Annotated in this window: 18 protein-coding genes; 6 read left to right on the top strand and 12 right to left on the bottom strand. The window is 56.6% G+C overall.

Features of this window, described 5'->3' with window-relative positions; genetic code table 11:
• Positions 1-13 precede the first annotated feature (13 nt).
• A complete protein-coding gene (locus tag ACEPPP_RS17315) occupies positions 14-1,432 on the top strand; it encodes a TolC family protein (RefSeq protein ID WP_374088613.1) in 1,419 nt (472 codons plus the stop codon).
• A 310-nt stretch (positions 1,433-1,742) separates the two neighbouring features.
• Here the strand turns inward: ACEPPP_RS17315 and ACEPPP_RS17310 are convergent, their stop codons facing one another.
• The 6 genes from ACEPPP_RS17310 to ACEPPP_RS17285 all read right to left on the bottom strand — a co-directional run bounded on the left by ACEPPP_RS17310 (position 1,743) and on the right by ACEPPP_RS17285 (position 7,792).
• Positions 1,743-2,285 (bottom strand): flavin reductase family protein, encoded by a 543-nt coding sequence (locus ACEPPP_RS17310; RefSeq protein ID WP_374088612.1) that lies wholly within the window; start codon positions 2,283-2,285, stop codon positions 1,743-1,745.
• Positions 2,286-2,611: 326 nt separating this feature from the next.
• Positions 2,612-3,739, bottom strand: coding sequence for a sodium ion-translocating decarboxylase subunit beta (locus ACEPPP_RS17305; RefSeq protein WP_374088611.1), 1,128 nt, complete (start codon positions 3,737-3,739; stop codon positions 2,612-2,614).
• Positions 3,740-3,840: 101 nt separating this feature from the next.
• Complete coding sequence (gene oadA, locus ACEPPP_RS17300) at positions 3,841-5,622, bottom strand: sodium-extruding oxaloacetate decarboxylase subunit alpha (RefSeq protein WP_374088610.1); 1,782 nt, start codon at positions 5,620-5,622, stop codon at positions 3,841-3,843.
• Between the two features lie 86 nt (positions 5,623-5,708).
• The gene (locus tag ACEPPP_RS17295) at positions 5,709-5,936 is read right to left on the bottom strand and encodes an OadG family protein (RefSeq protein ID WP_374088609.1); all 228 of its coding nucleotides are present in this window, start codon (positions 5,934-5,936) and stop codon (positions 5,709-5,711) included.
• 165 nt (positions 5,937-6,101) lie between these two features.
• Positions 6,102-6,866 (bottom strand): ABC transporter permease, encoded by a 765-nt coding sequence (locus ACEPPP_RS17290; RefSeq protein WP_374088608.1) that lies wholly within the window; start codon positions 6,864-6,866, stop codon positions 6,102-6,104.
• A complete protein-coding gene (locus ACEPPP_RS17285) occupies positions 6,863-7,792 on the bottom strand; it encodes an ABC transporter ATP-binding protein (protein ID WP_374088607.1) in 930 nt (309 codons plus the stop codon). The genes ACEPPP_RS17290 and ACEPPP_RS17285 overlap by 4 nt, the downstream gene beginning before the upstream one ends.
• 139 nt (positions 7,793-7,931) lie before the next feature.
• Here ACEPPP_RS17285 and ppx point away from each other — a divergent pair, with 139 nt between their 5' ends.
• Both ppx and ACEPPP_RS17275 read left to right on the top strand, forming a co-directional pair.
• Positions 7,932-9,428, top strand: coding sequence for an exopolyphosphatase (ppx, locus tag ACEPPP_RS17280; protein ID WP_374088606.1), 1,497 nt, complete (start codon positions 7,932-7,934; stop codon positions 9,426-9,428).
• A 7-nt stretch (positions 9,429-9,435) separates the two neighbouring features.
• Entirely contained in the window at positions 9,436-10,716 is a 1,281-nt protein-coding gene (locus ACEPPP_RS17275) for a hypothetical protein (RefSeq protein WP_374088605.1), read from the top strand.
• A gap of 152 nt (positions 10,717-10,868) precedes the next feature.
• Here ACEPPP_RS17275 and ACEPPP_RS17270 read toward each other — a convergent pair whose 3' ends face one another.
• Complete coding sequence (locus ACEPPP_RS17270) at positions 10,869-11,873, bottom strand: cytochrome-c peroxidase (protein ID WP_374088604.1); 1,005 nt, start codon at positions 11,871-11,873, stop codon at positions 10,869-10,871.
• 176 nt (positions 11,874-12,049) lie between these two features.
• Here ACEPPP_RS17270 and ACEPPP_RS17265 point away from each other — a divergent pair, with 176 nt between their 5' ends.
• On the top strand, positions 12,050-12,835 hold the full coding sequence (locus tag ACEPPP_RS17265; RefSeq protein ID WP_374088603.1) for a hypothetical protein: 786 nt from the start codon (positions 12,050-12,052) through the stop codon (positions 12,833-12,835).
• Between the two features lie 124 nt (positions 12,836-12,959).
• Here the strand turns inward: ACEPPP_RS17265 and ACEPPP_RS17260 are convergent, their stop codons facing one another.
• From ACEPPP_RS17260 to ACEPPP_RS17245, 4 genes are all read right to left on the bottom strand, one after another.
• Complete coding sequence (locus ACEPPP_RS17260) at positions 12,960-13,310, bottom strand: hypothetical protein (protein ID WP_374088602.1); 351 nt, start codon at positions 13,308-13,310, stop codon at positions 12,960-12,962.
• Positions 13,311-13,547: 237 nt separating this feature from the next.
• Positions 13,548-14,435, bottom strand: a complete 888-nt coding sequence (sucD, locus tag ACEPPP_RS17255) for a succinate--CoA ligase subunit alpha (RefSeq protein ID WP_374088601.1) — start codon at positions 14,433-14,435, stop codon at positions 13,548-13,550.
• Positions 14,436-14,444: 9 nt separating this feature from the next.
• Positions 14,445-15,632 carry a malate--CoA ligase subunit beta gene (locus ACEPPP_RS17250; protein ID WP_374088600.1) on the bottom strand — a complete coding sequence of 396 codons (1,188 nt, stop codon included), beginning with the start codon at positions 15,630-15,632 and terminating at the stop codon, positions 14,445-14,447.
• Between the two features lie 32 nt (positions 15,633-15,664).
• Positions 15,665-16,615 carry a CoA ester lyase gene (locus ACEPPP_RS17245; protein ID WP_374088599.1) on the bottom strand — a complete coding sequence of 317 codons (951 nt, stop codon included), beginning with the start codon at positions 16,613-16,615 and terminating at the stop codon, positions 15,665-15,667.
• Positions 16,616-16,904: 289 nt separating this feature from the next.
• On the opposite strand from ACEPPP_RS17245, the gene ACEPPP_RS17240 reads away from it, so the two are divergent.
• Positions 16,905-18,071: an aminotransferase class V-fold PLP-dependent enzyme gene (locus ACEPPP_RS17240; protein WP_374088598.1), complete on the top strand. Its 1,167-nt coding sequence runs from the start codon at positions 16,905-16,907 to the stop codon at positions 18,069-18,071.
• A 68-nt stretch (positions 18,072-18,139) separates the two neighbouring features.
• Positions 18,140-19,114: a 2-hydroxyacid dehydrogenase gene (locus ACEPPP_RS17235; RefSeq protein WP_374088597.1), complete on the top strand. Its 975-nt coding sequence runs from the start codon at positions 18,140-18,142 to the stop codon at positions 19,112-19,114.
• 71 nt (positions 19,115-19,185) lie between these two features.
• On the opposite strand, the gene ACEPPP_RS17230 is transcribed toward ACEPPP_RS17235, so the two are convergent.
• A complete protein-coding gene (locus ACEPPP_RS17230) occupies positions 19,186-20,163 on the bottom strand; it encodes a malate dehydrogenase (RefSeq protein WP_374088596.1) in 978 nt (325 codons plus the stop codon).
• Positions 20,164-20,381: the final 218 nt, after the last annotated feature.

Below are 20,381 nucleotides of genomic sequence, written 5' to 3'. Positions count from 1 at the left end.
ACATTTTCATCTTATGGCATTGGGATGGCTGGTGCTGACGCTGCAAGGCTGCGGCATACCGGCCATGACCGCGAAAAAGGCCGACACTGCGCTGCCGGACCATTTTAAGAATACGCCGGGCATTTCGGCACAAAAAAATACGGCGACCGCGAATTGGGGCGATTTTTTCGAAGATCCCAATTTGATTGCTTTGATCAAAACGGCGATCGCCAACAACAAGGAAGTGAATATCATGCTGCAGCGCATCAGCGTTGCGGAGAATGAAATTCAAAGGCGTAAAGGCGCTTATCTGCCCTTTGTGAGCATCGGCGCGGGCGCCGGCGCGGATAAGGTCGGACAGTTTACGCGCAGCGGCGCGGTCGAGGAAAATCTGGAGATACGGCCGGGCGAGTCGTTTCCGACCTTGCTCGGCGACTATCAATTCGGACTGTTTTCGACCTGGGAGATCGACGTTTGGAAAAAGCTCAGAAACGAGAAACAGGTGGCCGTGCTCGAATACATGGCATCGGTCGAAGGCCGGCACTTTTTAGTGACCAATCTGGTCGCCGAAGTCGCACATTCTTATTACGAGCTGCTCGCGTTGGACAATCAGCTTGAGAACCTGGAACAATACATCGCCATTCTGCAAAACGGCCTGGAGATGGTCAAGCAATTGCAGATTTATGCCCGATCGAATGCCCTCGCGGTCAAACGTTACGCCGCGGAAGTGACCAAAAACGAGAGCAAAAAATACGAGATCAAACAGCAGATCAGCGTCATTGAAAACCGCATCAACTTTTTGCTGGGCCGAACGGCCGGGCCGATCAAGCGCAACTCGACCGGCTTCATGGACATCAAGCCGAAAATGCTTCAGGTGGGGATACCCTCGCAATTGCTGCAAAACCGGCCCGACATCCGACAAGCGGAACTGGAGCTTTCGGCGGCCGATTTGAACATCAAAGTGGCGAGAGCGAATTTCTATCCGACCTTTGGCATCAAGGCGGGGATCGGCTTTCAGGCTTTCGCGCTCAAATACCTGATCAACACGCCGGAGTCGCTGGCGGCGACCATCGCTGGCGAGATGGTCGCTCCGCTGGTGAACAAAAACGCGATCATCGCCGAATACAAAAACGCCAATGCCAAACAGATTCAGGCGGCGTACGAGTACGAACAAAGTATTATCAAAGCCTATATGGAAGTAGCCAATCAAATTTCGAACATCGACAACCTGGACAAGAACTATCGGTTCAAGAATAGTCAGGTGGACTCGCTCGTGCAATCGATCGACGTGGCCAACCAGTTGTTCCTATCAGCTCGTGCCGACTATCTGGAGGTTTTATTGACGCAACGAGATGCCTTGGACGCCAAAAAGGAGCTCATCGAAACGAAACAGAAGCAAATGGTTGCCATGGTAGACCTTTATAAATCGCTCGGCGGAGGTTGGCAACAGTAGAGGAGACACCGGAAAATTGAACAGCCGGTGGTATCGAAATACATCTCTACTAAGTATTTTTGCCGTAGGTCTTTTTTAGGATGACAGCGAAGCGAGTCGCTTCCATTTCCCGCGAAAAATGGCATCCACGCCCTTACTCACCGGACGTTGCCTTTTTTCCGAATATCCGTCTAAAAAGGCCGCTCTGAGTACAGTAGCTGTCGTTCACTGCTTCGGCTCGACGGTTGAGTTTGGGTCGGTTTTGCTCCTTCAATTTTGACTGAGCTAGTTCGGCCACGAGCGGTTTGTTGCTAATCTTCAGATGATGTCGTTAGACACCATCTGGAAGCTTCGAGCGCATCATTGCCCTTCGGTCCAACTTGTCTCCATCGACTACAAAGGTGCCATCGCCGATTGCGTGAATGGTCCGCTTCTCTTCTCGTGAATCATCAAAGTACGCTTCGACACCTTCAAGGACAATGATGTTGTGCTTTTCGACGACATCGATAACTTTACATTCAATATTTGCCAGGCATTCCTTGATCAGAGGCGCACCGACATGCTTTCCCTTGAGAGGAGTCAATCCGAACTTATAAAACTTATCCGTGTCGGTGCCAGAACAAGTTCCTATTCCAACAGCCTGATCTATTAGGTCCACGGTAGGAATAGCAATGACGCATTCTTTGGAGTTCCGAAGCGCCTTATAGGAATAGTTCCAGGGACCCGTTGTAATGGCAAATCTCGGAGAAAAATCCATCACCATGGTCCATGAGATGGTCATAATGTTGTTCTTCTCCCCATTGCTTGTCGTAATGAGGACAACTGGCCCAGGTTCAATCAAAGTAAAGGACTTGCTAATCGGTATCGTCTTCATTACCATACAACTCATTCTGTATGCCAAAAAAGTATTAGAAACGGGGAACGATTCCTATCGGTTTAAGGGCCGTAGCATCGGTCGCGATTGATGCGCATCCTTACGTCGGCACATCCTACATTTTTCCTCAAAATGCGTAAATGTCGGGAATGGGTTGGATTCAGCCCAATACAGATTCAATTGAGGGTAATCTTAACCGGCCTGACATGTTTTTACGACTGGTTTTTCGATGCTAGGGGCTATTCTGTCTCATCATCGGGACGACCAAAGCGTCGGGCCACAATAAATTGCTGCCCGACTTGCACAACTTAGGCGTTTAAAGCCTGCTATTTGACTAAGCTCAACAATACGCCTGCTGCGACCGCCGAACCGATCACGCCGGCCACGTTCGGCCCCATCGCGTGCATCAAGAGGAAATTGTGCGGGTTGCTTTCGAGGCCCAGCTTGTTCGCGACGCGCGCGGCCATCGGTACCGCCGAGACGCCTGCCGCGCCGATCAACGGATTGATCTGGGTGCTGCTGAACTTGTTCATGATCTTCGCCATGATCACGCCACCGGCCGTGCCGATCGCAAAAGCGACCGCGCCGAGCGCCAGAATGCCGAGGGTCTTGTATTGCAAAAACGCATCCGCGCTCAATTTCGAGCCGACCGACAAACCCAAAAAGATCGTCACGATGTTGATCAACTCGTTTTGCGCGGTCTGGCTCAAGCGTTCGACCACGCCGCACGCATTCATCAGATTGCCCAAAGCGAACATGCCGACCAGCGGCGCCGCGGACGGCAGCATCAGAATGCACAGCGACAGCAGCATCAGAGGAAACACGATTTTCTCGGTCTTGCTGACCGCGCGCAATTGCTGCATCTCGATTTTGCGCTCGGCTTCGGTGGTCAACGCGCGCATGATCGGCGGCTGAATCAACGGCACCAGCGCCATGTAGGAATAGGCGGCCACCGCGATCGCGCCGAGCAGATCCGGCGCAAGCCTCGAGGCGACGTAGATCGCGGTCGGGCCGTCCGCGCCGCCGATGATGCCGATCGCGGCCGCATCCTTCAGCGAAAATTCGAGACCCGGCACCATGTTCAACGCCAACGCGCCGAGCAAGGAAGCAAAGATGCCGAGCTGCGCGGCCGCACCGAGCAGCAAGGTCTTAGGATTCGCGATCATCGGCCCGAAATCGGTCATCGCGCCGACGCCCATGAAGATCAACAACGGAAAAATGCCGGCCTTGATGCCGAAATACAAGTAATGCAGCAGCCCGCCTTCCTCCGAGATGCCCGCGACCGGAATGTTGCTGAGCACCGCGCCGAAGCCGATCGGCAGCAGCAGGAGCGGCTCAAAGCCTTTTTTGATCGCCAGGTACAGCAGCACGAAGCCGACCAGGATCATGAAGGCCTGGCCGGCACTCATGTTGTAAAGGCCGGTGCTCTGCCAAAGTGAAATGATATTTTCCATGGATGATCGTTTGATGAATTGTCGTTAAAGCAAGTGTCCGTTTGCCCGTGGAAAAACTCCCCTGAGCCGCGCCTGCATGCCTACTGGCATGCCTCCAGACATCATAAGGTGATCAGCGCATCGCCCCCGGCGACGCCGCCGCCTTCCTTCACGTGAACCGCGCTGACGACGCCCGCGAACTTGGAGCGCACTTCGGTCTCCATCTTCATCGCTTCCATGATCACGACCACTTCGCCGGCCGCCACCACGCTGCCCGGGCTGACCAGAATCTTCAGGATGTTGCCGGCCATCGGCGCCTCGACCACCGCGCCGCTGCTGCCCGGCTGCGGCACCACGATCGGTTGCGCGGCCGGTTCGATCGTCAGGCCGGCGCCGCCGGGCCCCACGACCACATTGAAATTTCTGCCGTCGACATTGACCACATAGGATTCGACCGGCAGTGCCGCCTTGCCGCCTTTTGCCGCGGCCGACTCAAGCGCTTCACCGGTCGGCACGGCTTCAAATGCGGAAGGATCGCCGCGGTTGGCCAAAAATTTCCAGCCGACCTGATTGAACATCGCATTGATCAACACGTCTTCTTCGACGTGTTGCGCCAGTTTGACGCCTTCTTTCTTGGCCTTGTCCTTCAGTTCGTCGACCAATTTGTCCATTTCCGGCGCGATCAGATCGGCCGGACGGCAGGTGATCGGCGTGCCGCCTTCGAGCACGCGCTCCTGCAGTTGTTTGTTGACCGGAGCCGGCGTCGCGCCGTATTCGCCTTTCAACAGGCCCGCGGTTTCCCGGGTGATCGTCTTATAACGCTCGCCGCTGATCACATTCAGCACCGCTTGCGTGCCGACGATCTGCGAAGTCGGCGTGACCAGCGGGATGAAGCCCAAATCCTCGCGCACGCGCGGAATTTCGTGCATCACCTCGTCAAACTTGTCGGCAGCGCCCTGCTCTTTCAACTGGCTTTCCATATTGGTCAGCATGCCGCCCGGCACTTGCGCGATCAAGATGCGGCTGTCGACGCCTTTCAGGCTGCCTTCAAATTGCACGTATTTCTTGCGGATTTCCCGGAAATAGGCGGAGATTTCGTCCAGTTTGGCCAAATCCAGGCCGGTCGCGCGCTCGGTGCCTTCGAGACTCGCCACGATCGTTTCGGTCGGACTGTGGCTGTAAGTCATGCTGAGCGGCGAGATGGCCGTATCGACATTATCGACGCCGGCCTCGGCCGCTTTCAGCAGGCTCGGCACGCTCAGCCCGGTGGTCGCATGGCAATGCAGATGGACCGGCAGCGACGTGCTCTTTTTCAGGCGCGAAACCAGTTCAAACGCTTCATAAGGCTTCAACAGGCCCGCCATGTCCTTGATGCAGATCGAATGCGCGCCCATGTCCTCGATCTGTTTGCCGAGAACGACCCACGAATCGAGCGTATGCACCGGGCTCGTCGTATAAGAAATGGTGCCCTGTGCGTGCGCATCGGTTCTGAGCACCGCCTTGACCGCATGCTCGATGTTGCGCATATCGTTCATCGCATCGAAAATGCGGAACACGTCGATGCCGTTGACCGCGCTGCGTTCGATGAATTTATCGACCACATCGTCGGCAAAATGCCGGTAGCCGAGCAGATTCTGCCCGCGCAGCAGCATTTGCTGGCGCGTATTCGGCATCGCAGCCTTCAACAAACGCAATCTTTCCCACGGATCTTCGCCAAGATACCGGATGCAGGCATCAAAAGTCGCGCCACCCCAGGACTCGACCGACCAATAGCCTACCTGATCAAGTTTTTCGCAAATCGGCAGCATGTCCTCGATACGCATCCGGGTCGCAAAAAGCGACTGATGCGCGTCGCGCAGCGCGACTTCGGTGATCGACAAAGGCTTGATCTTCTCTTTCGCCATTCTTAATTTTTCTCCAGAATCCTTAAAATTTGAGTGAGTGGCCTCTCAGGGCCATCAGCAAGTCATTAAGCAAATTGCGTTCCGTTTTACCTGTTTTTGCTTCGGTATTGGTGCACGGCGGCGGTAATGGCGGCCACGGTTGCCTTATCCGCTTCAATTTTAACAACTTTCGCGGCTTTAGGCTGCTCCGGGAAAAAACGTTGGATCAGCGACGACATCGTGTTGATCGCGACGACCAACAACGCCAAAAACAAAAAGACGATGCCCATCCCGACAATCATCAATTCAACACCGCTGCTCATCAGTTCTGCCATAAAGCGTTACCTTGTTCAAAAACTTTAGTCATTTGGACTGCATTATCCCTAAAACCCCGCCGGTAAACAAACGAAAGATGAGCCAACCCTTAAATTAATCGCGGCAACGCACGAAAAAGAGCATCCGATCATCAGAACGTTTCTGTTACCACCCCGGGCCTCGCGTTAATTTTTAATGCCGACCCCTTTGTGCAGCAAATAGAGGCTGAACAAAGTCAGCAGGACGATAAATCCGCCGGTCATTTCAAAAGCCAGGACGATATCGATATCGGTCACGCCGATCATGCCGTAACGAAAGGCATTGACCATATACAGAATCGGATTGCCCATCGCGATCGTCTGCCAGATGCCGGCCAGCATGTCGACCGAGAAAAACACCCCGCCGAGATAGCTGAGCGGCGTCAGGATGAAGTTCGGAATGATCGAAATATCGTCGAAGCTTTCCGCGAATACCGCGTTGATGAAGCCGGCCAACGAGAACAATGTCGCGGTCAGCACCGCAATCGCCAGACAGATCGTGACATTGTGCACGCTGATTTGCGCGAACAGCAGCGAAATCAGCGCGACCACGACGCCGACCGAAAGCCCGCGCACGATGCCGCCGGACACATAGCCGCCCAGAATCACCCAATTCGGCACCGGCGCGACCAGAAGCTCCTCGATATGGTGCTGAAATTTGGTCGAATAAAACGACGACACCACATTCGAATACGAATGACTGATCACCGACATCAGGATGATGCCGGGCACGATATAATCGATGTAGCTGGCGCCGTTGACCGTGCCGATCCTGCCGCCGATCAGTTTGCCGAAGATCAGAAAATACAGCGCGGTCGTGATCGCCGGCGGCAGCAAGGTCTGCGGCCAGATACGGAAAAAGCGGTGGATTTCCTTGACCGCGAGCGTGCGAAAGGCAATGCCGTAATTCATCGTTCGTCTCCTGGCGTATTCGCATTGATCAAATCCAGAAACAGCTGTTCGAGCCGATTCGATTTGTTCTTCAGACTGATTACCTTGATTCCCTGCTCGCTGAGCCGGCTAAACAGCTGATTCAGCCCGACTGCCTTCGGCACGCCGACATTCAGCACACGCTCGGACACCCGCTCGATCTGCACGCCGTCGACCTCCGGCGTAGCGTCGAGCGGCGCCTCCAGGTCGAGCAGGAAATGATCGATATTCAGGCGCGCCAAGAGACCTGCCATGTCGGAATGCTCGACGATGCGGCCCTGGTCGATGATCGCGATGTTTCGGCACAGGCTTTCCGCTTCTTCCAGATAATGCGTCGTCAAGATGATCGTGGTGCCCTGCGCGTTCACCTCGCGCATCAGATTCCACATCGAGCGCCTAATCTCGATATCGACCCCGGCGGTCGGCTCGTCCAAAATCAACAGCTTCGGATCGTGCACCATCGCGCGCGCGATCATCACCCGCCGCTTCATGCCGCCGGACAAACGCCGCGACACGGTGTCGCGCTTGTCCCAAAGATCCATCTGCTTCAGGCATTTTTCGGTACGCTGAAGCGCCAGCTTGCGCGGCACGCCATAATAGCCGGCCTGATTCAGCAGAATATTTTTGACCGTTTCAAACTGATTGAAATTGACTTCCTGCGGCACCAGACCGATGCAATTTTTGGCCCTGTCGCGCTCCTTCTGCAAATCGTGCCCGAAGATGCTGACCGAACCGCTGCTCGCGTTGACCAACGAGCTGATGATGCCGATCGCGGTCGATTTGCCCGCCCCGTTCGGCCCCAGCAACGCAAAAAAATCGCCGGCTTCGACATCCAGGTCGATGCCTTTCAAAGCCTCGAAGCCGTTATTATAAGTTTTGCGGAGATTACGTATCGATAATGCATTCATAAGCAAACTATTACTTAACGAAACCCTTCAAATCAGTTAAATTAGGCGCTGGTCGAATTTAAACACGATAAAACAACAAGCAAAAACCGTGCAATTTTATCAGATTTGAAACCATTCTGTTGACTTAACCGGATAGACCGTGCCAAAAACATTACCCGAGGTGGTTGCCGCCGTTGATCTCGGCTCGAACAGCTTTCACATGATCGTTTGTAGCCTGAAGGACGGCAAACTGCAAATCCAGGACCGGATCCGCGAGATGGTCAGGCTGGCCTCCGGCCTGGACAAAAACAATACACTCGATAGCGAAACCCAAGCCAGGGCGCTGGCCTGCCTCGAAAAATTCGGCCAACGGGTGCGTAATTTTCCGCCCGGCAGCGTGCGCGCGGTCGGCACCAACACCTTGCGCATCGCCACCAATGCGCAGGAATTTCTGAGCAAGGCCGAACAGGCGCTGAATCACCCGATCGACATCATCTCGGGCATCGAGGAGGCGCGTCTGATTTATTTGGGCGTCGCCTACAGCCTGGGCGGCAACGGCGGCACCCGCCTGGTGATGGACATTGGCGGCGGCAGCACCGAATATATCCTCGGCTCGGGCAATGCGCCCCATGAAAAGGAAAGCCTGCACATGGGCTGCGTGACGCTCAGCAACCTGTTTTTCAAAAACGGCAAGCTGTCCAAAAACGCGTTCGCGCAGGCGGTGCTATTCGCCGAGCAGCAACTGGAGCCGTTCCAGCAAACCTTCCGGCGCAATAAATGGGATAAGGCGATCGGCGCCTCCGGCACCTTGCGCGCAATCGATAAAGTGTTGAAGCTGAAAAACTGGAGCAAGGACGGCATCACGCTGGAAGGCCTCGAGCAGCTGGCCGCGCACATCGGCCGTTGCAATCATGTTGACGACCTGAAACTGCCCGACCTGAACCCGGACCGCCTGCCGGTGTTTCCGGGCGGCGTCGCGATCGTTTATGCGACCTTCAAAATCCTCGGCATCGACCAAATGATCGTCTCCGACGGCGCCTTGCGCGAAGGCCTGATCCAGGACCTGATGGGGCGGATATTCGATCACGACATTCGTGCCGCCACCGTGCACAATTGGGCGGAGCGCTTCCACACCGACCAGCCGCACGCCGCCCGCGTCAAACAGACGATCGCCTACATGCTGCCGCAATTGAGCAACACCACACCGATCGACAACGACACGATCACCCAATATCTTGACTGGGCCGCCGATTTGCATGAAATCGGCCGCGACATCGCGCACAGCGGCTATCACAAACACAGCGCCTACATCATCGAAAACGGCGATCTGGCCGGCTTTTCGCGGCAGGACCAGATCCTGCTTGCGACCCTTGTCAGAACGCACCGGCGCAAGTTCGTGCGTTCGCTGTTCGCCAACTTGCCGGCGCCCTGGACCGAGCTTACGCCGTATTTGAGCATCATTTTGCGGCTCGCGGTGCTGCTGCGCCGCAACCGTTTCGACGCCGACCTGCCGGAATTCAGGATTGCGATCGAAAAATCGAAGATCCGTCTGACCTTCCCGAAAAACTGGCTGGACGAATCGCCGCTGACCCATGCCGATTTGCTACAGGAAGCCGACTATCTCAAACAAGGCGGTTTCAAGCTGGATTTCTCCTGATGCGCCGATGAAATTGCTACTGCGTCTGTTTGCCTACAGCCTGTTAACGGTCGCGGCACTGTGCATCGCGATCGTGCTATTCGGCGTCGGCAACAAACCCGAAGTGATCGGTCTCGGCTGGGAACTGACCCACGACGACATCGCCCGCGCCAAGAAGATCCTGCACGAAGGCGCGCAAATCAAGCCGCATGAACTCGGCACGATCGAATTGACCGAAAGCGACCTGAATCTGGCCGGCAATTATCTGTTGAACCGCTACTGGAAAAGCGCGGTTTACATTCAGCTGAAAAACAACAAACTGCGTTTCAATGTGACGGTCACCTTGCCGGATAATATCCTCGGCAAATTTCTGAACATCAGCTTCCGGCTCGGCAACGACTCGATCTACGAACTGCCCGGCATCACCAAGTTCAAGGTCGGCAAACTGCTGTTGCCGGCACGGCTGGCCGCCTGGGTGATCCAGCGCGTGATCCAGAATACCCAACTGCGGGAATATTATATTTTGGCGACCCAACCGATCAAAGCGGTCGCGATCGATCAGGAAAAAGTCACGCTCACCTACTTTTCGAGCGCCGAAACGCTCAGGCAGGCGCGTAATTTCCTCTCCGACAGCAGCGCCAACCCGGCACAGGCCGTCTATCAACAAAAATTGGCGGAAATCGTCGCGAATCACGACCCCGAATGGCGGCTGTCGCTTGCCGAATTATTACAGCCGATGTTTCAGCTGGCATTGAATCGCTCGACGCCGGACAACGCGATCGAAGAGAATCGCCTGGTCATTTTTACCGTCAACGATTATGTGAACAAGCAGCAAATTCCGAAACTGCTCGCCGTTTCCGGCGCCACATCGACCGGCAACCCCCAATATTCCCCCTTCATGTATAAGCGCATCGATCTGGCGCAACATTTCATCGGCGCCGCCGCCTTGACCGCCTCGGTGAACAGCAAGCTGGCCAAAGTGATGGGCGAACAAAAGGAATTGAGCGATGCGGACGGGGGCAGCGGTTTTAGCTTCATCGATCTGGCCGCCGACAAGGCCGGCACCCGCTTCGGCGAAATCGCGACTTCGACGCCCGAAAATGCACAGCGGATTCAAAAAGCGATGTCCGGCATCCGTAGCTACAGCGAATTCATGCCCGACCCGAGAGACCTCCCGGAAAAAATGGATGTCGAAGAGTTCAAGGCGCGTTTCGGGACGATCAACAGCCCGGAATATCAAAAGGTATCGAAAGAAATTGACGCACGCATCGCGGCGCTGTCGATTTATCAGATCCGAAGCGGGAAGTAAAAATCCGCCACGCCGGATAAATAACACCCAAGCTGTGTCGCAAAAAACCGTGGCTTTGTTTTCGGCGCGGGGCGACTTGAGTCGCTCCCTATTAGACAAACCTTAACGGTAAAGGACGGGGTATAAACCCCGTCCTGCCCCGGGAAGGACGCTTAATTGAAGGTCTTGCCTGGCGTGCCCGGCAGACGCGGCATCGCTTGTTTCGGGAACTCGCCGGTCAGCGCATTCAGGAAAGCGACGATATCATCCACGTCGCCCTTCGCCAAATCCTTGTCCAATTGCAGTTTAGCCATCACCTTGACCGCTTGGTCCAGCGATTTGACCGAACCGTTGTGGAAATAAGGCGCAGTCAACGCGACGTTACGCAAGGTCGGGACTTTGAACAAATGTTCGTCGGCCGGATTCTTCGAGACTTCGGCGACGCCCTTGTCTTTCATGAAATGATATTGCGCTTCGAAATAACCGTTTTCGTGCACAGGGAACTTCTGGAACGCACCGCCGCCGTTGAATGCCGGTCCGCTATGGCAGCTCGTGCAGCCCAGTTCCACCGCCTTGTTCATGCCGCGAACCTGCTGTTCGGTCAGCGCCGAGGTATCGCCGCCGGCATATTTGTCGTAAGCGCTGTTCGGGGTAATCAACGTTCTTTCATAAGCGGCGATCGCCTTGGTCGCGGTGTCCTTCGAAATCTCGCCGCCCGGGAAGGCGGCGGCAAAAGCCTCCTGGTAACCTTCGATCGTCTTCAACCGGGCGACCACGTCATCCCAGCTCTTCATGCCCATCTCGATCGGGTTGGTCACGGGTCCTGCCGCCTGATCTTCGAGGCTGGCCGCACGGCCGTCCCAGAACTGCACCTTGTTGAAGGCCGCGTTCCAGACCGTCGGCGCGCTACGACCGCCGGTTTGACCGTTCACGCCCATCGAATTCGGCCGGTTGTCTTCGCCTCCCAGCATCGTGTTGTGGCAGGAAGCGCAAGCCACGGTGCCGGTGGATGACAAACGCGGGTCGTGATAGAGCTGTTTACCCAGTTCGACCTTGGCTTCGTTTGTCGGGTTGTCGGCCGGAGCAGGCGCTTCGGTCGGCAATGCTTCGAGCGCCCAAGCCACTGAAACAGAACTCGCTAAAGCCAGCGCCGTCGCCAGCGCACGTAATTTAAACATGATGATCCTCCTAGTTGTTTTTAGTTGTTTTTAGTTATTTTGTATAGCAAGACTTCATTGCTGATGATCTTGAAAATAGAGAGGCAAGCCCTGACGCGAGGCGTCGGCGCAAACCTCGACCGAAGTCAGCTAGCCCGCTAAATATAACTCTATCGCCACGCGTAAGCAACGACTCGTTGAGTTGGCCGACATTCATTTCCGCATCCGGCGCCATCCTGGAATACGACTGGCTGGATTCTTGTGTCGAAACCGTCCGGGCAAGCGCCTTGCGCATGACTTTTGGCCGTAGTACCATTCGCGCTTTTTCAGGATGGAATGCCGTGAGCTACCCTGTAGAAACCCCGCCCCAAGCCAATCAAAAGCTCAAACGCCTGCTCGAAGCGGTGCGGATTCCGGTCATCATCGCCGAACGCTCGCTGCAAAGCGTGCTGGTCCTGATCGGAATCAATCTCGCCTCCGCGCTATGGCTGACCTACTTTGTCTCGCATGCGTTTTCGCTCAGCATTGCGCTGTCCGGCCTGATCTTTGTACCTGCCTTCCTGCCGGCGCTGTTCTTCATCAAGATTTATTTTGCGTTGCAGGAAGTGATCGTGCTACCGAAAAAGATCGTCAATTTTTTTCAGACTTCCGAAAACAAGCTTGCCGAATATCAGCAATTCCAGCAAAAACTGCGCAAACAGTTCCAGGATAATAACGCTGAAATTGACAACTTGCATGCGACCCGTCAACACGTGACCGGTCTGTTCACGCTTGGCAGTCGTATCCGCGACTGGTTTGCGTTAGGCGGCAGACTGAAAGACCTGAAGACGCTGCTGAATGAGTCCGTGGAACTCAAAAATGCGACAATCAGTGCAATGTGGTTCGCCAATCCGCTCTTCATCGCAACGACAATCCTTGCACTGGTCATCAGCATCGCATGCGCACTGACCGCCCTGATCACCTTGCTGATTCATTTACTGTAATCACACGCTCGCCGATTCAAAGCACCCCATCGAAGACAACAGGCAGTGAAAAAAGCGCAAAAAAAATGCCGGGCCAAACGGATTGGCTCGGCATTCCTTTCTTCTAAATCAGAAGTTACCGTGATTATTTAGGTGCCGCTTCTGGCGCTGGAGCGGGAGCTGGCTCAGCAGCTGGAGCTGGAGCTGCCGCACCCGGAGCACCGGCCGCACCCGGAGCACCGGCCGCACCCGGAGCACCGGCCTCGCCCGGAGCACCCGCCGCACCCGGAGCACCAGCCTCGCCCTGAGCACCCGCAGCTCCCGGAGCACCCGCCTCGCCCTGAGCACCCGCCGCACCCGGAGCACCGGCCTCGCCCTGAGCACCCGCCGCTGCAGGCTGAGATGCGCCTTCTGCAGCCTTATCTTCAGACTTTTGGCAGCCTGCCAACAACGCCAGACTGACAATACCCGCTGCAATGATTTTCAAAGTTTTCATACTTGATATCCTAGGAAGTTATATTTTTATAAATCGCTACCCCTTTCCAGGGTCATAGCGTGCGATAACATACCAAATCCATAAAGGCATTACTAGAACCTTTCAAGATAAAGTGTATCTGTCGCAACCACAAGCGAAGCAAAAATTAAGTTCAAACAATGACAAAGAAAAAACGACCGTTTGCAGCTCAGGCGGGCAGAAAAGCATTCACACCCGCCTTTGCAAAAGCCCCGTACCTTACAGCTTCGCCAACACTTCGGCCACGGTCGCACCCATCGCCGCCGGCGTCGGGCAGATCGTGACGCCGAGTTCCTTCAGCATCGCGACTTTTTCGGCCGCGCCTTCGCCTGCCGAGGAAATGATCGCGCCGGCATGGCCCATGCGGCGGCCTTCCGGTGCGGTCAGGCCCGCGATATAGGCGATGACCGGCTTGGTCATGTGCTCTTTCGCGAACAGGCCGGCTTCGACTTCCTGCGGACCGCCGATTTCGCCGATCATCAGCACGACCTTGGTTTCGGAGTCTTGCTCGAATTTTTCGAGAATATCGCGGTGCGATGAGCCGTTGATCGGGTCGCCGCCGATGCCGACCGAAGTCGAGACGCCGATGCCGAGGCGTTTCATCTGGTCGGCCGCTTCATAACCCAAGGTACCGGAGCGGCCGACGATGCCGACGTTGCCCTGCATGTAGATGTGGCCCGGCATGATGCCGAGCATCGAGCGGCCCGGACTGATCGTGCCGGCGCAGTTCGGACCGGTCAGGACCATGCGTTCTTCTTTCGGAAAACGGCGCAGGAAGTTTTTGACCTGCATCATGTCCTGGGTCGGGATGCCGTCGGTGATCGAAACGCAATATTTGATGCCCGCGTCGGCCGCTTCCATGATCGAATCGGCCGCGAAAGCCGGCGGCACGAACACGATGCTGGCTTCCGCGCCGGCTTTTTGCACCGCTTCCTTGACCGTGTTGAACACCGGCCGGCCCAGATGGGTTTGGCCGCCCTTGCCCGGCGTGACGCCGCCGACGACATTGGAACCGTATTTGATCATGTCCTCGGCATGAAACGTGCCGATCTTGCCGGTGAAACCCTGAACGATGATGCGTGTGTTTTCGTCGATAAAAATTGCCATCTTGATTCCTTATGCTTGCGCGGCTTTCGCGACCGCCTGATTACGCGCCTGCACCGCTTTCTCTGCCGCCTCGGCCAAGGTATCGGCGGTGATGATCGGCAGGCCGCTTTCTCTGATGATGCGTTGCCCTTCCTCGACATTGGTGCCGGACAGACGCACGATCAACGGCACCTGCATGTCGATTTTCTTGACCGCGTGCACGACGCCCTCGGCGATCCAGTCGCAGCGGTTGATGCCGGCGAAGATATTGACCAGCATCGCCTTCACGTTCTTGTCGGCCAACACCAGGCGGAAGGCTTTTTCGGTACGCTCCGCCGAGGCGCCGCCGCCGACGTCGAGAAAGTTCGCGGGTTCGCCGCCGGCCAGCTTGATCATGTCCATCGTCGCCATCGCGAGCCCCGCGCCGTTGATCATGCAGCCGATGTCGCCGTCGAGGCCGACATAGCTCAGGCCGCGATCGGCCGCCGCCATTTCGCGCGGATCTTCCTGGGTCTTGTCGCGCAGTTCGGCAATTTTCTGCTGCCGGAACAGGGCGTTGTCGTCGAAGCCCATCTTCGCGTCCAATGCAATCAGCTCGTTGCCGCGGGTAATCACCAAGGGATTGATTTCGAGCATGCTGCAATCGTTCTCGCGCAGCGCCTTGTAGCAGCCTTTGATGGTCTTGACCGCGTGGCTGATGATCTCCGCATCCAGGCCCAACGCGAAGGCCATTTCGCGTGCCTGATAGTCGAGTAGGCCGACCGCCGGTTCGATGTAAATCTTGGTAATCGCCTCGGGCCTAGTCTTCGCCAGCTCCTCGATGTCCATGCCGCCCTCGGCCGAACCGATCATCACGATCCGCTCGGCGCTGCGATCGACCAGTAGGCAGAAATACAGCTCCTTTGCGATGTCGGTGCCCGCCTCGATGTACAGACGGTTGCAGACCTTGCCCGCAGGGCCCGTCTGATGTGTGCGCAGGCGTTTACCGAGCAGGCTGTCCGCGGCCGCCTCGACTTCGTCATGACTCTTGCAGATCTTGATGCCGCCGGCCTTGCCGCGCGCGCCGGAATGGATCTGCGCCTTGACCACCCACAAATGGCCGCCGATTTCGCGGGCGCGCTGTACCGCGTCTTCCGGGCTGTACGCCAGGCCGCCCTCGGCGATCTTTACGCCGTAGCCCTGTAAAATTTCTTTCGCCTGATACTCATGAATATCCACGACTGTTGCCTCTTCGTTCTTGTTCGCTGTTGTTATTTGGTTTTCGCGGCAATCGCTTCGGCCGCTCTTACGACATTGTTCGCCATTCTCTCGGAGGCCGCATCGATCAGGCGTCCGTCCAGCGAGGCCGCGCCTTTGCCTTGGGCGGCCGCTTCCTGCAATGCCGCCAAAATGCGTTTGGCCTTTTCGACTTCGGCGGCCGGCGGGGTAAAGACCTCATTGGCCAGTTCGATTTGCGACGGATGAATCGCCCACTTGCCTTCGCAGCCGAGCGCGGCGGCGCGGCGTGCAGCCTGCCGGTAACCATCAGGGTCTTTCAGATCGCCGAACGGCCCGTCGATCGGACGCAGGCCGTAGGCGCGGCAGGCCACGGTCATCCGGCTGATCGCCGCATGCCACTGGTCGCCCGGATAATCCGGATTCAGGCCGCCGATATTGACCGTGCGCGCGCGGTTGCTGGCCGCATAATCGGCGACGCCGAAATGCAGTGCCTCCAGGCGGCCCAAGGCGCCTTGTCTGGCGATGTCTTCGACATTGGCCATGCCGAGCGCGGTTTCGATCAGCGCTTCGATGCCGATCTTGTTCTTCAGGCCCTGCTGCATCTCCAGTTGGTTCAGCATCGCCTCGACCATGTACACATCGCCGTAAACGCCGACTTTCGGAATCAGGATCGTGTCGATCTTGGCGCCGGCCTGCTCGACCAGGTCGACCACGTCGCGCACCATGTATTGCGTGTCCAGACCGTTGATCCGCACCGACAAGGTAATGCCGTGGCCTTTCCAGTCCAGATCGTTGATCGCTTCGATCACATTCTTGCGCGCCTGCAATTTGTCGTCGGGCGCGACCGCATCTTCCAGATCGAGAAAAATGAAGTCCACACCGCTTTTCAAAGCTTTTTCGAACATGCCGGGATTGGAACCGGGAACTGCCAGTTCGCAGCGTTGAACGCGCTGTACCGACGCCGTATATAAAGTGTGACTCATTTTAGCTACCTGCCTGTGCTTGCTTTAAACAAAATGATCCGGCCGAATGCCTCATCGCATCCGGTGACTCCGGTCATCAACAAATAAATCCGCCATTTTACTTTCGGAGAATTCAATGTCAATGATTAACGCTCTTGCTCAGCGACTCGAAGCCTTGGACTCCAGCACTCCGGCTGCGCATCGGCTATTGCTGATTGCGGCCCAGTATGTCATCATTGGCGGTTTTTGATTTTGACGCGCAGCGTCGATCTCTGTTTTTATCACCTTACTACCCTGACGAGGCAAATTCATGGCTGGTCGCAACCACCTTTATATTCCAGGCCCTACCAACGTTCCACACGAAGTCTTGAGCGCGATGCACGCGCCGATGGAAGACCACCGCTCGCCCAAATTCCCGACCTTGTTCAAGCCACTGCTCGAAGACATGAAAAAAGTCTTCCGCACCGAAAAAGGCCAATGCTTCATTTTCCCAGCCACCGGCACCGCCGGCTGGGAAATCGCGCTGACCAACACGCTGAATCCTGGCGATAAAGTCCTGATTTACCGCTTCGGCCAATTCAGCCATCTGTGGGCCGAAATGGCGAAACGCCTGGGTTTCGATGTCGAAATCCATCAGGAAACCTGGGGCAAGGGCATTCCCCTGGACAAGCTGGAAGCGCGCCTGAAGGAAGACAAGAATCACGAAATCAAGGCGGTCCTGGCGACGCACAACGAAACCGCTACCGGCGTGACCAGCGACATCGGCGGCGTCCGTAAGGCCCTGGATGCGGCAGGCCATCCCGCATTTTTGTTCGTGGACGGCGTCAGCTCGATCGCCAGCCTGAATTTCCGGATGGACGACTGGGGCGTCGACGGCGCGATCAGCGGCTCGCAAAAAGGCTTCATGCTGCCGGCCGGCGGTGCCTTCCTGTGCTTCAGCGAAAAGGCCTTGAAAGCGACCGAAACCAGCAAATACCCGCGCTGCTTCCTGGATCTGCGCGATCAGATGAACCAGAACAAGGACGGCTACACGCCTTATACCCCGGCGCTGCCGATTCTGTATGGCCTCCGCAAGGCGCTGGATCTGTTGCTCGAAGAAGGCATGGACAATGTCTATGCGCGCCATCACCGCCTCGCCGAAGGCACCCGCAAGGCGATTGCGGCCTGGGGCCTGCAATTGTGCGCGCATCCCGGCTTCGAATCCGATACCGTCTCGGCGGTCGTCGTACCCGAAGGCAAAGATGCCCGCGACGTGATCAGCACCGCGTTCAAGAAATACAATATCTCGCTCGGCGCGGGCCTGTCCGAATTGTCCGGCAAGGTATTCCGCATCGGCCATGTCGGCGACATGAACGACGTCTCGATGCTCGGCGCCTTCGCCGGCGTCGAAATGGCGATGCTGGACAGCGGCTTCGACATCAAGCCGGGCAGCGGCGTCGGCGCGGCGATCGAATATTACCGTTCGACCGCGAAGTAATAACGCTGTAGGGCCGGGTTGCATGCAACCCGGCCTGTGCTGACTGCCCTTCATTTCGAGAGGATGCCATGAGCAAACCCAAAGTCGTCGTGACCCGCAGATGGCCCGCGGAAGTCGAAGCCAAACTCAAGGAACTGTACGACGTCACGCTGAACGAAAGCGACGTACCGATGACGGCCGACGCCTTGAAGCTGGCCCTGCAAACCGCCGATGCGCTGCTGCCGACCGTCACCGATCCGATCACCGCCGACATTCTGCGCGTGCCGAACAAGCGCGCCAGGATCATCGGCAATTTCGGCGTCGGCTATAACAATATCGACGTTGCGAGCGCGAAGGAAGAAGGCCTGGTCGTGACCAACACGCCCGGCGTCCTGACCGACTGCACGGCCGACATTGCGATGCTGTTGCTGCTGATGTCGGCCCGCCGCGCCTCCGAAGGCGAACGCCTGGTGCGCAGCGGCCAGTGGAAAGGCTGGTGCCCGACCCAACTGCTCGGCCAAAAAGTGACCGGCAAGACGCTCGGCCTGATCGGCTTCGGCCGGATCGCGCAGGCGACGGCCAGGAAAGCGCATCACGGCTTCGGCATGAAAATCCTGTTCTATACGCCGCGCAATGCCCCGGCGCAGGACATCGTCGACGACGTTCAGGCGACGCGTTGCGCAACGCTCGAGGAACTGTTGAGCCAGGCCGACTTTGTCTCATTGCATTGCCCAGGCAGCACCGAAAACCGGCACCTGATCAACGAGCAGCGCTTAAAAGCGATGCGTCCGTCCGCGCATTTGATCAATACCGCGCGCGGCGACGTGGTCGACAATCAGGCCTTGTACAAGGCGCTGAAGAAAGGCTGGATCGCGGGCGCAGGACTCGATGTTTACGAGGGCGAGCCGGCTGTTTATCCGGGCTTTCTGGAACTCGACAATATCGCGCTCTTGCCTCACCTCGGCAGCGCCAGCGAGGAAACCCGCATCGCGATGGGCAACCGGGTACTGGAGAACATTGCGGCGTTTTTTGCAGGAAAGGAACCGGGCGACCGCGTCGCCTAATCCCTGTCTGATGTTAAAGCAAACGAAAAAGGGCGGATAAACCGCCCTTTTTTTCACGTATTCGGCAGCATTTACAACAAATGCCGGATCGCGTCCCGCTCTTCCTTCAATTCCGTCTCGCTGATCCGCATCCTTTGCATGCTGAATTCATTGATATCCAGCCCCTTCACGATAGTGACCTCGCCGTTGGCCACCGTCACCGGAAACGAATACATCAGATCCCGTTCGATCGCATAACTGCCGTCGGACAGCACGCCCATGCTGACCCAGTCGCCCTCCGGCGTACCCAGGGCCCAGCTCCGCATCTGATCGATCGCCGCATTGGCCGCGGAGGCCGCGCTCGATAGGCCGCGTGCCTGGATCACCGCCGCGCCGCGTTGCTGCACGGTCGGAATGAAATCATTGATAAACCAGTCGCGCTCGACAAGGGACAGCGCATCCTGACCCTTGACTTTCGCATGATGCAGATCGGGATATTGGGTCGTCGAATGGTTGCCCCAAATCGACATGTTCTTCACGTCGGTAGCCAGCACACCGCATTTATCGGCAAGCTGACTGATCGCCCGGTTATGATCGAGGCGGGACATCGAGGAAAAATTCTCAGGCCCGAGGTCGGGCGCATTTGTGAGGGCGATCAAGGCATTCGTATTGGCCGGATTGCCGGTCACCAAGACCTTCACTTTGCGGCTGGCGACATCGTTCAGCGCCTTGCCCTGTACCGAAAATATCTCCGCGTTGACCTCCAGGAGATCCTTGCGTTCCATGCCCGGCCCGCGCGGGCGCGCGCCGACCAGAAACACATAATCGGCGTTTCTGAAGGCGATGCGCGGGTCATCGGTCGTTTCGACCCGGTAAAGCAAAGGACTCGCGCAATCCTGCAACTCCATCACCACGCCGTTCAGCACAGGCATCGCCTGCGGAATTTCGAGCAGATGCAATACGATCGGCTGCTCCGGGCCGAACAATGCGCCCGAGGCCAGGCGGAAAAGCAGGGAATAGCTGATTTGTCCGGCAGCACCAGAAACCGCGATATGAACGGGGGTTTTCATTTGTTATCCCTAATAATTGAAAGGTGAGGGTCTTATTTGATAACGCTGCATTTGGAAAACATCATCGCTCGCGGCAAATAACAACTGCGGAGAACCTAAGCATTCACGCCATTTTGATTGTATTCGAGCCCTGTCTGCCTGCGGTTAATGATAACGTCAAGCCTTCACGCCCGCAAGCCAATTGATCGCTAAATGTGACCGATCCGTACGCCTCAGCT

It is taken from the genome of Methylomicrobium lacus, assembly GCF_041897535.1.
Classification (GTDB): domain Bacteria; phylum Pseudomonadota; class Gammaproteobacteria; order Methylococcales; family Methylomonadaceae; genus Methylomicrobium; species Methylomicrobium lacus_A.
Note: the sequence above shows the minus strand (reverse complement) of the source record. Positions and strands in the feature narration are given on the sequence as shown.